Origin of the sequence: Edaphobacter sp. 12200R-103 (assembly GCF_010093025.1) — a bacterium.
In the GTDB taxonomy this organism is placed as follows: domain Bacteria; phylum Acidobacteriota; class Terriglobia; order Terriglobales; family Acidobacteriaceae; genus Edaphobacter.
In genome coordinates, this window is the sequence record NZ_CP048114.1 from 3,586,550 (window position 1) to 3,598,509 (window position 11,960).

9 protein-coding genes are annotated in these 11,960 nt (G+C 61.3%); 2 read left to right on the top strand and 7 right to left on the bottom strand.

The annotated features are described in order from the left end of the window. Positions 1 to 97 precede the first annotated feature (97 nt). From GWR55_RS14970 to GWR55_RS14990, 5 genes are all read right to left on the bottom strand, one after another. The gene (locus GWR55_RS14970) at positions 98 to 412 is read right to left on the bottom strand and encodes an FmdB family zinc ribbon protein (RefSeq protein WP_162402975.1); all 315 of its coding nucleotides are present in this window, start codon (positions 410 to 412) and stop codon (positions 98 to 100) included. A 128-nt stretch (positions 413 to 540) separates the two neighbouring features. Then, the gene (gene serA / locus GWR55_RS14975) at positions 541 to 2,187 is read right to left on the bottom strand and encodes a phosphoglycerate dehydrogenase (RefSeq protein ID WP_162402976.1); all 1,647 of its coding nucleotides are present in this window, start codon (positions 2,185 to 2,187) and stop codon (positions 541 to 543) included. A 124-nt stretch (positions 2,188 to 2,311) separates the two neighbouring features. Next, positions 2,312 to 3,307: a phospholipase D-like domain-containing protein gene (locus GWR55_RS14980; RefSeq protein WP_162402977.1), complete on the bottom strand. Its 996-nt coding sequence runs from the start codon at positions 3,305 to 3,307 to the stop codon at positions 2,312 to 2,314. Positions 3,308 to 3,605: 298 nt separating this feature from the next. Beyond that, positions 3,606 to 5,396, bottom strand: coding sequence for an ABC transporter ATP-binding protein (locus GWR55_RS14985; protein WP_162402978.1), 1,791 nt, complete (start codon positions 5,394 to 5,396; stop codon positions 3,606 to 3,608). A 224-nt stretch (positions 5,397 to 5,620) separates the two neighbouring features. Beyond that, positions 5,621 to 6,079, bottom strand: a complete 459-nt coding sequence (locus GWR55_RS14990; protein WP_162402979.1) for a RidA family protein — start codon at positions 6,077 to 6,079, stop codon at positions 5,621 to 5,623. A gap of 233 nt (positions 6,080 to 6,312) precedes the next feature. Here GWR55_RS14990 and GWR55_RS14995 point away from each other — a divergent pair, with 233 nt between their 5' ends. Further along, positions 6,313 to 8,796: an ABC transporter permease gene (locus GWR55_RS14995; protein ID WP_162402980.1), complete on the top strand. Its 2,484-nt coding sequence runs from the start codon at positions 6,313 to 6,315 to the stop codon at positions 8,794 to 8,796. A 138-nt stretch (positions 8,797 to 8,934) separates the two neighbouring features. Here GWR55_RS14995 and msrB read toward each other — a convergent pair whose 3' ends face one another. Both msrB and hemL read right to left on the bottom strand, forming a co-directional pair. Then, positions 8,935 to 9,537 carry a peptide-methionine (R)-S-oxide reductase MsrB gene (gene msrB, locus GWR55_RS15000; RefSeq protein ID WP_162402981.1) on the bottom strand — a complete coding sequence of 201 codons (603 nt, stop codon included), beginning with the start codon at positions 9,535 to 9,537 and terminating at the stop codon, positions 8,935 to 8,937. A 235-nt stretch (positions 9,538 to 9,772) separates the two neighbouring features. Then, positions 9,773 to 11,062: a glutamate-1-semialdehyde 2,1-aminomutase gene (gene hemL, locus GWR55_RS15005; protein ID WP_162402982.1), complete on the bottom strand. Its 1,290-nt coding sequence runs from the start codon at positions 11,060 to 11,062 to the stop codon at positions 9,773 to 9,775. Positions 11,063 to 11,092: 30 nt separating this feature from the next. Between hemL and GWR55_RS15010 the strand changes: the two genes are divergently transcribed. Next, positions 11,093 to 11,707 carry a thiol-disulfide oxidoreductase DCC family protein gene (locus GWR55_RS15010; RefSeq protein ID WP_162402983.1) on the top strand — a complete coding sequence of 205 codons (615 nt, stop codon included), beginning with the start codon at positions 11,093 to 11,095 and terminating at the stop codon, positions 11,705 to 11,707. Positions 11,708 to 11,960 lie beyond the last annotated feature (253 nt).

The following is an 11,960-nucleotide window of genomic DNA, read 5'->3' on the forward strand; positions in this document are numbered from 1 at the left end:
GTCAGGCAAGGCGTGCTGTCATCGAACCAGATTCAGCGCATAGAAAAGGCCAGAGCGATTCCATCGCGTCTGGCCTTCGTCTTCTGCAGCCGAAGATTTACTTCGAAGGGGCGGCTGGAGCAGCCGGAGCCGATGCTGCGGCAGAGCTGCCGGAGTCGCTCGAAGAAGTAGACGAGGTGGAAGGCGGTGAGGACGTCTTCGCTTCCGATTTGCTCTCAGTGGCCTTCGACTTGGAATTTCCGTAGCCGTCCGCGTACCATCCGCCGCCCTTGAATGTGACTGCAGGCGCCGAAAGGACCCGCTCCAGGTGTCCGCTGCAGTGCGGACAGACCGTGATCTCCGGGTCGGAGAACTTCTGGATCTTCTCGGTTCGTTCGTGACATTCCGTGCATTCGTACTCGTAGAGGGGCATGGTGTGACTGTTCCTGTGATGAACTGTGGCTCCGCCGTCGGCGAAACCAGCTTCTATCTCTGATTCTAAATCGGACGCAAAAAGAATGAGGCCCTGCGCCGTGGTTGCGCAGGGCCTGAAGGGGTAATTTACAGCTTGCCCAGCTCGACGAGGCGAACGCTGGCGATAGCCTCTACCTTGCGGAGAGACTCGATGGCGGCATTGGCCGCCGCAGCGTTGGGAACGTCGATCTGGACGACAGCCAGTGCCTGACCCTGCGGCACGCGCTGCGAACGCGCTCCGCGAGCCGGATCCTGCGCCCGTCCCAGGGCGAAGTTGGCGATGTTGATCGAATGCTCGCCCAGGATGGTGCCGATGCGGCCGATGACGCCCGGTACGTCGTGATTGCGGATGGACAGCAGGGTTCCCGTCAGCGGGGCCTCGATGTCGATTCCGTCGTAGGTCAGCAGGCGCGGCGAGCTTCCGTGCAGCACGGTAGCCGAGGCGGACGCATCTCCCGCCGAGGAGTGCAGCACCAGCTTCAGGACAGAGCCTGCGCCGCCGGTGGCGAACTCCTTCTTGTCCTCCTGGACCCGAACTCCGCGCTCTTCTGCAATGGCCGCGGCGTTGATGCGGTTGGCGGCCTTGTGGGACTCATTGTTGCCCTCAGACCCCGCGAAAATCCCCGCCAGAGCGGCATTGCGGACCAGGTCGGTCTTGCCCGATGCCAGACGCCCCGTGTAGCTGATCTGGATGTTCTCCAGGTTGCCGGGCGTGGCGTGCGAAAGGAACTGCCCCAGGCGCTCGGCCATGTCGATGTAGGGAGCAATCTCGGTGTACTCTTCGTGCGTCAGCGAAGGCAGGTTGACTGCATTCTGCACTACGCCCAGCTTCAGGTAGTCGCGAACCTGGCGCGCCAGCTGGATACCGATAGCCTCCTGGGCCTCATCGGTCGATCCGGCGATGTGCGGCGACAGGATGACGTTGTCGAGACTAAAGAAGGCAGACTCCTTCAACGGCTCCTTACGAAAGACGTCCAGCGCTGCCCCGGCGACGTGTCCGGACTTGAGGGCTTCGGCCAGCGCCTCTTCGACGATCAGCTCGCCGCGGGCGCAGTTGATGATGCGGACGCCCTTCTTCATGATGGCCAGCGAGGTCGCGTTGATCAGGCCCTCGGTCTGCGGGGTCAGCCCCACGTGCAGCGTCAGGTAGTCGGAGCGGCGGAAGATCTCGTCGATGGGAACCAGGGTGACGTCGTTCTCGCGTGCAATCACCGGCGCAATGAAGGGATCGTAGCCGATCAGCTCCATGCCGAAGGCGCGGGCGCGGCGTGCGACCTCAAGGCCGATGCGGCCCAGGCCGACGATGCCCAGCGTCTTGCCGCGGAGCTCACGGCCCTGCAGGGTCTTCTTCTCCCACTTGCCGTCGTGCATGGTGGCGTTGGCGCGCGAGATGGAGCGGGCCATCGAGACCATCAGGCCCAGCGTCAGTTCGGCGACGGCGACGGCATTTGCGCCCGGCGTGTTCATCACGACGATGCCGCCGAGCGTGGCGGCGTCAGTGTCGATGTTGTCGACGCCTACACCGGCACGGCCGATGACGCGCAGCTTCGGTGCGGACTCCAGCAGTTTGGAGTCGACCTGGACGGCGGAGCGAACGACCAGGGCATCGGCGTCGGCCAGCTCGGCCGGAAGTCCGTTCTTGATCTGATCGGCGGTGACAATCTGCCAGCCGGGCTCCTGCTGGAAGACGGCGAGGGTGGCAGGGGAGACTTTTTCAGCGATGACGATCTTCATGTAACTCCTATTCTAAACAGGAAGCGGACGAGCTACCTTCAGGACAGATCGATACGATCCCACCGGAAAGGCGCACTTTCATAGCCGCTCCTCTCAGAAATACACGGAGGAAGACGGCCCAGGTTTACTTCTCTCTTAGATTATCGATCCCCAGGTCTTCGACCACATTCGGGTCGGTCGCCTGCAGCTCTTCCAGCAGCGCCTGGTCGGAGAGATCGAGCAGTTTGCCCTTCTCCCAGTCGTCGTGCAAAGTTTTGCGGATGCGCTTAAGAATCGGCTCGTCATCGACCTCGATGGCAAGCTCGCGCCGGCTGTCGAAGCTACCGGGAGCGAAATTAATCGAGCCGATAATCGCTCTCGCATCGTCTGCGAACAGCAGCTTTGCATGCAGCTTGATGTGCTTCAGCTTGCGAACGGGAACGCCGAGGTCCTGCAGGATGCGGAGTCCGCTGACGCCTTCGACCAGCTTGTCCTTTTTCAGCTTGTGAGGCGGACGCGCCATCACGTGAATCTTGACGCCACGCCTCCAGGCGCGCACCACGTGCTCGATGATGACCGGGTCCTGGTAGCGCTCGTTCTGCAACCACAGCGAGTGCTTCGCGCTGTCGATCAGCTGGCATAGCCTCTGGCGCCCGTTGCCGGTGCACCAGATCAGGTGCGAGTGGTCGCCTGAGACGAACTTCGTGCGCTCCCAGTCGGCATCGAAACACTGAGCCACCTCATCGACCTCGTGGCGATGGGAGGTGACGACTGCATAGTCGCGAGTCTCGGTAAAGTTGCGGGTCTCCCAGTTGAGAGACTCAATAAACGCCGCAGCATCATCGATGACCATCGACTTCTCATGCGTCAGATCGAAGTGAGGATTACTGTCTTTGACGTCGACGCCAGCCTCGTCCAGCCGCTTCCGCGTCTCGTCATTTTCTTTCTGGCCGTCTCGCCGCTCCGGGTTCAGCATCACCCGCACCTTTACACCGCGTTTATGAGCGGTGATGACGGCTTCAATCATCTCGGGGTCGGAGAAGACGAACATCTTGATTCGCAGTGAGGAGCGCGCGTTCACGATGGCGTTGAGCAGGGGCTGAGCCGAATCGTCAGGCAGGATGATGATCGAGCGGGACATCGAGGTTTCCCTTCGCTCCTCCATCGAAGCATGGAGAGAGTAGCGCCATTTTACGGGATGGTCGCGCGATGGAGCAGTGCATGCAGATAAGGGGGTAATCCATCCCGCCAATGAAGTGTCATCTCGACCGAAGGCCCAAGGGCCGGAGAGAGAACCCGCATTTTACCTCTGCCCGCACAGCCGCGATGCCTCAAGCAAGGCAAACCCATCCCAGCCAGCACCCCAAAATGCGGGGGTTCCTCGACGCCGCTGCGCTTCGCTCGGAATGACACAGGTGATGAACGGATACAGTCCCCAGCTACGTCACGGCCTCATCGGGCGCTGTATCGAACTGCGTGCGGTACAGGTCGGCATAGATGCCATTGCGTCTCAGAAGTTCCTGATGGGTGCCGTTCTCCGCGACCACGCCATCCGAGATCACCAGGATGCGAGTGGCATCGCGAATGGTAGTCAGCCGGTGCGCAATCGCGATCACCGTTCGGCCCTTCATCAGGGTTTCAAGCGCATCGATCACCAGCTTCTCGGATTCGCTGTCGAGCGCCGCCGTCGGCTCATCCAGCAGCAGAATGGGGCTGTTCCGCACCATGACCCGTGCGATGCCGATCCTTTGCCGCTGCCCTCCCGAGAGCGTTGACCCGCGCTCGCCTACCATGGTGTCGTAACCCTGCGGCATGCGTGCGATGAACTCATCGGCATTTGCCAGTTTCGCCGCCGTAACAATCTCTTCGCGCGTTGCCTCGGGATTTCCGAAGGCGATGTTCTCAAGGATCGTTCCGTGAAACAGGATGGTGTCCTGCAGGACATAGCCGATGTGATCGCGCAGAGCCTTGATCCGATAGTCGCGAACATCCACGCCATCTATCAGCACGGAGCCGCTTACTACATCGTAGAATCGCGGGATCAAACTGACGAGTGTGGACTTACCGCTGCCAGTGGGACCAACGATTCCCACGAAATCCCCCGGCTGAATTCGGAACGACACATCCTTGAGGATCGGAAATGCAGGGTCATAACCAAAAGCGACATGACGGAACTCGATCTCGCCCCGCACCGTCTCGGGAGCGATCGCATCCGGCTTCTCCGTAAGAACGGAGTCGGTATCGAGGATGCCGCGGACCCGCTCTACCCCCACGGTCACCTGGGCGATGGCGTTGGTGGTTGTCGCAAGGTCCTTGACGGGTTTGAAGAAGCGGCTCAGGTAAGCCAGATACACGGTAAGCGAGCCCACGGTCATCGCGCCGGTAAGAATCAGCGCCGCTCCGCGCCAGAGCACCACCGCCGTGCACATGGCCACGACGACGGTCACCACGGGCGAAAGCAGCGCCTTGACGCTGCGTGCCTTCAGGGCCGCGCTCACGGTCGCCTGGCTGACCGCCTGCAACATCTTTTCCTCGGTAAACTCCTGGCCGAAGGCCTGGACCACCTGCATCGACTCCAGCCCCTGTTGAACGACGGCCATAATCTCGCTCTGCTGCTTGCGCACCTCGTGGGTCGCCGCTTTGACGGCCTTCTTGAACCGCGAGACGAAGAAGAGCAGAAACGGCGTCACCGCGACCGCGATCAGCGTGAAGTCCCAGTTGAGCCAGAACATCAGCACCAGCATGCTCAAAATGGTCAGCATGTCGACGAGGATGTCGAGTGTCGACGACGAGGCGAAGCCCTGGATGGTCTGGATATCGGTGGTCAGGGTGCTGATGATGGGGCCGGTCTGATGGGTGTCGTAGTAGCCAAGCGACAGCCGCTGCAGATGGTTGTACATGCGCATGCGCAGGTCATGCGCCACCCACTGGCCTACGCTCTCGGTGAAGTAATTATCGATATAGGAGGCAAGCGCACCGAGAGCCGAGATGAGTACATACAGCAAGGCTGCAACCAGCGCGATATGCAGCCGGTTGCCATGCGCCAGTGCAGGTCCCAGCAGGTCATGCAGCCACCGCGCCATGCGATGATCGCTGACGACGTTGTCGAGGATGATCTTCAGAGGCCAGGGCGCAGCCAGGCTCATCAGCGTCTCCACGATCATCGCCAGCAGGATGATCAGGAGCTTGCCGCGATATGGACGGACTAGACTACCGATAAAACGAAGCATCGGACGATTCCCAGGGAGTGTCCGCATCGTAACGGAAGCCCGCAGAGAAGAGAAGTTGTTTCCTGCAAACCAGGCAACCCATCTCAACGGGCATCCGAAATGCGGGGGTTCCTCGACTTCGTTGTGCTCCGTTCGGAATGACACATGTTTGTCAGGAGCGTGCGGCGAAAAGATGTGTCATCTCCGGACTAAACGGTCTTCCTGGGAACCCCAGCATGACTCCGCTAGACGTAGGCAATGCAGTCGATGGCCAGGCCATAGTCGCCTGCGGGAAGGGCGGCCGGCTGGACGGTATTGCGGGCCGGGAAGACCTTGCCCCAGTTGCGCGTCTTGTAGACGGCGTTCATGCGATCGAACTGCTTGATGTCTTCCATAAAGATGTTGATCTTGAGGACCTTCTCGAGCGAGGAGCCGGAGGCGACCAGGTTTTTTTCGATCTCGTCGAGCACCCATTTCGTTTCCTCTTCAATGGTGCCTTTCACGCGGCAGCCGATTCCGGAGACAAAGAGGAGGTTGCCGAAGGAGACGACGGTGGTGAAGGGAAAGGCCGTCTGGGATTTGCCGGTGGCATCCTTCTTGACTGCCGGTTTTGTCTGGGCCGAGGCCTCCCTGGTGATGAGGGCTCCGGCGACGGCTGCTTTGGTCGCGTTCTTTAGGAGGCCTCTCCGTGTCTGCTTTTCCATGATTGCTCCCTGTGGTTCTGGTTGGATTGAATCTCGATCATGGTACAGAAATCGATTCGCACTTCAGTAGAGACGCGAGTGAGGACCGTTCTTTGTCCGAATCCGGACAGGAGTTTTCGGATGTGAACAGCAAATATTACCTGGGCCGCTCGCAATCTACTGAAACGGAGATGGTTAGCCGTGGAATTAGGATGGACTATCAGCTGCATGCCCTATGTTGGATCGGAGGAGTTATGCGCTCTTTGTTCCAGGATCTTCGTTACGCGTATCGCCAGCTCCGGGGGACGCCGGTCTTCGCTCTGACCACGATCTTTACCCTCGCTCTGGGTATTGGGGCGAACGCAGCGATGTTTTCGGTCATCGACCAGGTTCTGTTGCGTGCGATGCCATTCCCTCGCGCGAATGAAGTGGTGCAAATGGCGACGCGGAACGAGAGTGGAGGCTTTTATCCCACTTCGCTGCCGGACATTCGCGACTGGCGGGCACGAAGCCATTCCTTCTCGGAGATCGCGTACTTCACGGTGCAGGTTCCTGCACTGGGAGGGACCGATGATCCGAAGCTGGTGCCGCAGGTGGTCTCGAGCGCGAACCTGTTTAAGCTGCTGGAGGCGCGCCCCCTGTTGGGAAGGACGTTTGTGACTACGGATGGATCGGCGGGTCATACGGATGTCGTGGTGCTGTCGGAGGGAATCTGGAGGCAGCTCTACCATGCCGATCGCGGGATTGTCGGGCGGGCAGTTCCAGTGAATGGGATTCCGCATACGGTGATCGGGGTGATGCCGAAGGGATTTGCGTTCCCGGTGAACACGGGAGATAACGCAATCTGGACCCCGCTGGCGAGCGACGAAAAGACGATGCAGGACCGAGGCTCAGCCATGCTGAACGTGATTGGACGGCTGCGGCCGGGAGTAACGCTCGACGACGCACGGCGCGAGATGAATTCCATTCACGAGCAGCTGCGACACGAGTATCCAAAGGACGAGAGTGCGAATCCGGTCGAAGTCGAGCGTTATGCGGAGGTGGTGACAGGCTCGGCTCGTCCGGCAGTGTTGGCGCTGGAGGGCGCTGTCTTCGCGGTCTGGCTGATCGCCTGCGCGAACGTTGCGGGACTTCTGCTGGCACGAGGAAACAACCGGCGGCGCGAGGTGGCCGTGCGTGTGGCGCTGGGAGCGTGGCGTGCACGGCTGGTCCGTCAGTTTCTGACGGAGAGCCTGCTGCTGGCCCTGGCCGGAGGCGCCCTGGGCCTGGAGCTTGCGGTTCTCTCGCTCCATCTTCTGAAACAGTATCTTGCAAACGCCATTCTGTTTGGAGATCAGATCCACATCGACCTGAAGGTATGCCTGTTTCTCTTTCTCGCCTCGTGCGTGTCTGCAGTGGCGTTTGGGCTGCTTCCGGCGCTTCATGCCTCGAAGGTATCTCCGCAGGACGGACTGCGGGATGGCGCCGTTGCAACCGGAACGAGCAGGCGACAGACGCGCTGGCGCGATGGGCTGGTGGTGGGGGAGATTGCCCTGACGCTGACGCTATTGCTGGCGGCCTCCCTGATGGTGAGGACGCTGATCTCGCTGCGGCACACGCGCACCGGGTTTGTTGCGGGAGAGGTGACGACGGGGGAGATCTATCTACCCAGTCATACGTCGATCCTGATGATGGCAACGCCTGCCGGCGATAAACAGGCTTCGGTAATCGATACGTTCTACAGACCTCTGTTGGAGCGCGTGAAAGCGCTACCGGGCGTGCAGACGGCGGGGCTTACGACGGTGCGTCCCCTGCAGGGCGCGTGGGACTTCAACATGACGGTGGAGCTGAATCATCATCCGAAGTTCGAGCGCTCGGCCCATGCCGATGCGCAGGCGCGGGCAACGACAGCGGAATATTTCACGACCATGGGGATTCGGCTGCTGCAGGGGCGTTTGTTCGCAGATACGGATTCGGCGGACACACAGCCGGTTGCCATTGTGAATCGCACGTTTGTGCGGCGTTTTCTGCCGAATGAGAATCCGATCGGCCAGCAGGTGCGGTTCAACGATAAGGGCGATCGGCAGTGGTCGACGATTGTGGGAGTGGTGGATGACAGCCCGCAGAAGACGCTGGGCCAGGCCCCGCTGCCGGAGATCCACTACAACCTTGCGCAGCTGCTGCCACAGGACGATCTGTATCCGATTCTCGGCAATCTTTACATGAATATTGCCCTGCGTTCTCCTCTGCCTTCGGATGCGATTCGGCGCGAGCTGGAGCGCACGGTGCATCAATTACGGGCGGATGCCGTGACGCAGAACGTGAAGAGCATGCAGCAGGTGGTCGATGACTCGCTGGGCAACCAGGTGCTTGCGATGCGGTTGCTGGGCCTGTTTGCGCTGGCTGGGCTGGTGATTGCCGTTGCGGGAATCTATGGGTTACTGGCGTATTCGGTGAGCCAGCGGACGAGGGAGCTGGGGGTGCGGCTGGCGGTGGGAGCGCAGCGGGAGAACATCCTGTGGATGGTGTTGCGGCATGCGCTGGTTCTGCTGACGATTGGAGTGGGGTGTGGAGCGTTGCTGATGGCCATCTCCGGGAAGTTCCTGACGGTCTGGCTGGGATACAGGTTCAGCGGGTACGATGTTGTGGCGATGCTGGCAGTGACGCTTCTGCTGGTGGTTTGCGGGATGGTGGCGAGCTATCTTCCGGCGCGAAGCGCCTCACGGATTGAGCCCGTGGTGGCACTTCGGACGGAGTAGGTGCCGTTCCTTTTGCGGTGCTGTCTTGCCGGTATGCCTGGAGCTTTGTATCCGCTGCAGGCAAAATACAAGGGATTCTTCGCCTTCGGCTCAGAATGACGGCGGCTCCAAGTAGTGACTACACTGCTGTTCGAGCTTTCAGGCCGGGATGAAGCGCATGGAGGCGGAGTTCATGCAGTAGCGCAGGCCTGTGGGCTCAGGGCCGTCGTTGAAGACGTGTCCGAGGTGCGCTTCGCAACGTACACATCGCACCTCGGTGCGGGCCATGCCGAGCGAGACGTCTTCGCGCTCCGCGACGTTCTCTTTGGCGATGGGCTGGTAGAAACTGGGCCAGCCGGTTCCGGAGTTGAACTTGGTCTGCGAGCTGAAGAGTGCGGTGTCGCAACAGAGGCAGCGAAAGATTCCGTGGCGGTGCTCGCGCCAGCTAACGCCGGTAAAGGGCATCTCGGTGTCGGCCTGACGGGCGATCTGGAAGGAGTTTTTGCCGAGCTGGTCGAGCCAGGCGCGGTCGGATTTGAGGATCTTGGGGACGGTCTCTTTGCCGAGGCGGGTGCCGTCGTCTTTGAAGTCGACGATGGTGACCTCGCCGGGGGTGCCGTGCACGTTCTCACTGGCTTCGACGTGGGAGTGACTCAGTCGAGAGAGAGCGATGTACGCGGTGGTAGCGGCCCCTCCGATGAGGAAGAGGCGGCGGGTGGTGTGTTTTTGCTGCTGGTCGAGGATTCGTTCGGAATCGAACATCGGGACTCCCGGAGCGCATGGGTGTGGATGCGGTCCTCTTTAATAAGATGGGGAACCCCTGGAAAGGTAACGCTGGATGGCGAACTCGATTCGGGTCCCCATCACGAAGCCACTTTTGCGGGAACGTAATCAAAGGATAGGCGTTCGGGATTATCGACTCGGCAGACAAACCGCAGATCCTTCGACTCTGCGCTGCGCGCTTCGCTCAGGATGACACTCTTGGCAGGAGCAGGAATTAGCTGAGCGCTTTTCGTGCTGCTTCGAGGACGAAATCGACATCCTGCTGGCTGTGCGCGGTGGAGACGAAGGCGGCCTCGAACTGGCTGGGCGGTAGCCAGACGCCTGCGTCGAGCATGGCCCGGTGGAACTGGCCGAAGCGCACCGTGTCGGAGGCGGAGGCGCTGGCGAAGTCGGTGACGGGCTTGTCTGTAAAGAACCAGGTGAACATGGAGCCAACCTGGTTGGTGGTCAGCGTAACCCCTTTTTCCTTCGCGATCGTGGCGACTCCCTGAGCGATGGCCTGGGTGGTGCGGTCGAGCTGGGGGTAGACGGTCTGCTCGTTGGCGATGAGGTGCTCGAGCGTGGCGATTCCGGCGGCCATGGCGAGAGGGTTTCCGCTGAGGGTTCCGGCCTGGTAGACGGGGCCGAGCGGGGCGAGGCAGTTCATCACGTCGGCGCGCCCCCCGAAGGCTCCGCAGGGCAGGCCGCCGCCGATGATCTTGCCCAGCGTGGTGAGGTCCGGCCGGACGTTGTAGAGGCGCTGGGCGCCGCCGAGGGTGACGCGGAAGCCGGTCATGACCTCGTCGATGATGAGCAGGGCGCCGTGCTGCTCGGTAATCCTGCGCAGACCTTCGAGGTAGCCGGGGGCGGGAGGGATGGTTCCGGCGTTCCCGATGATGGGCTCGAGGATGACGCAGGCGATCTGGCCGGGACGGGCGGCGAAAGCGCCGCGGACGGCGTCGAGGTCGTTGAAGGGCAGCGCCAGGGTGTGCATCACGGTCTCGGCGGGGACGCCGGCGGAGCCGGGGATGCCGAGGGTGGCGACTCCGCTGCCGGCCTTGACCAGCATGGCGTCGGAGTGGCCGTGATAGCAGCCTTCGAACTTGATGATGAAGTCTCGGCCGGTGAAGCCGCGAGCCAGGCGGATGGCCGACATGCAGGCCTCGGTCCCCGAGGAGACGAAGCGCAGTTTTTCCACAGAAGGGAAGCATCTCTGGACGAGTGCCGCGAGCTGACTTTCAGACGCAGTGGAAGCCCCGAAGCTGGCGCTGCGACCGGCGGCGTCGCGGATGGCCTCGACGGCGGTCGGAAAAGCATGCCCGAGGATCATGGGTCCCCAGGAGCCGAAGAGGTCGAGGTAGCGGTTGCCGTCCTCGTCGTAGAGCCAGGCTCCTTCGGCATGGGTCAGAAAGGGAGGATCGCCTCCGACCGAGCGAAAGGCGCGGACGGGTGAGTTGACGCCGCCGGGAAAGACGGCCTCGGCTTTCTGCTGCAGAAGGCGGGAACGGCTGTGCTGGAGAGGCATCCAAATCAGTATAGGACGGGAGGATTCCTGTTGCTTCGACGGGCAAACCGCAGATCCTTCGACCTCGCCCTTCGGGCTTCGGGCAGGATGACACCAAAATGGGGATCGGGGCATGGGACGGTGATGACTGCAGAAGGTACGGGTGATGATGACTGGCGGAAGAGAGAGGTGATGATGACTGCAGAGCAGAGAGCGGAGCTGAAGGGTCGGGTGGTACTGCTGTATGACGGACACTGTGGGCTTTGCAACCGGGTGGTGCGGTTCTGCGCCACGCGCGATCCGGCACGAAAGATGCGGTACGTTCCGCTGCAGTCGGAGGTGGGGCGCGAGCTGCTGGCGCGGTATGGAGAGACGCCGGATTCGCTGGAGTCGGCGGCTATCTTTCTGCATGCGATGACGCGCGAGGAGCGTTTCTTTCATCATTCGGACGCCGTCGCCTGGGCGCTCCGACAGCTGAAGGCCCCGTGGAATTGGGTTGGGAGGCTGGTCGGATGGATGCCTCGATTCCTTCGGGAGGCGGTTTATGCATTCGTGGGGAGGGTGCGGTATGCCGTATTTGGACGATATCCGGTATGTCCCCTGCCTTCGGCGGAGATGAGATCACGCTTTGTCGGACTGACGGACGCCGGGTGCGTGCGGACGTAGAGAATCGAGGGGAAACAAATGCCGGGCCGGGGGAGGGTCTGAGAGTTCCGGGGAGTGCTGCTAGACTAAAAACTCTGCACTTTTGCATATAAATCCCCTGGAGAGACCCTTGCCGGAGAACATCCCTACGACCGACGCGACCACCCCGGACAGAACATTGCAGAAGCAGGGAGCTGGAGAAGCAAAGCTGCGTGAAGCGGCGGCCTCGCAAAAGAGCGCCGGCGCGAAGACCGCTAAGAGCCAGGGCAGCCGT

Excerpts from the sequence above, each read along its gene's own strand:
- GWR55_RS14970 (WP_162402975.1), bottom strand. The coding sequence starts at position 412 with ATGCCCCTCTACGAGTACGAATGCACGGAATGTCACGAACGAACCGAG.
- serA (WP_162402976.1), bottom strand. The coding sequence starts at position 2,187 with ATGAAGATCGTCATCGCTGAAAAAGTCTCCCCTGCCACCCTCGCCGTC.
- GWR55_RS14980 (WP_162402977.1), bottom strand. The coding sequence starts at position 3,307 with ATGTCCCGCTCGATCATCATCCTGCCTGACGATTCGGCTCAGCCCCTG.
- GWR55_RS14985 (WP_162402978.1), bottom strand. The coding sequence starts at position 5,396 with ATGCTTCGTTTTATCGGTAGTCTAGTCCGTCCATATCGCGGCAAGCTC.
- GWR55_RS14990 (WP_162402979.1), bottom strand. The coding sequence starts at position 6,079 with ATGGAAAAGCAGACACGGAGAGGCCTCCTAAAGAACGCGACCAAAGCA.
- GWR55_RS14995 (WP_162402980.1), top strand. The coding sequence starts at position 6,313 with ATGCGCTCTTTGTTCCAGGATCTTCGTTACGCGTATCGCCAGCTCCGG.
- msrB (WP_162402981.1), bottom strand. The coding sequence starts at position 9,537 with ATGTTCGATTCCGAACGAATCCTCGACCAGCAGCAAAAACACACCACC.
- hemL (WP_162402982.1), bottom strand. The coding sequence starts at position 11,062 with ATGCCTCTCCAGCACAGCCGTTCCCGCCTTCTGCAGCAGAAAGCCGAG.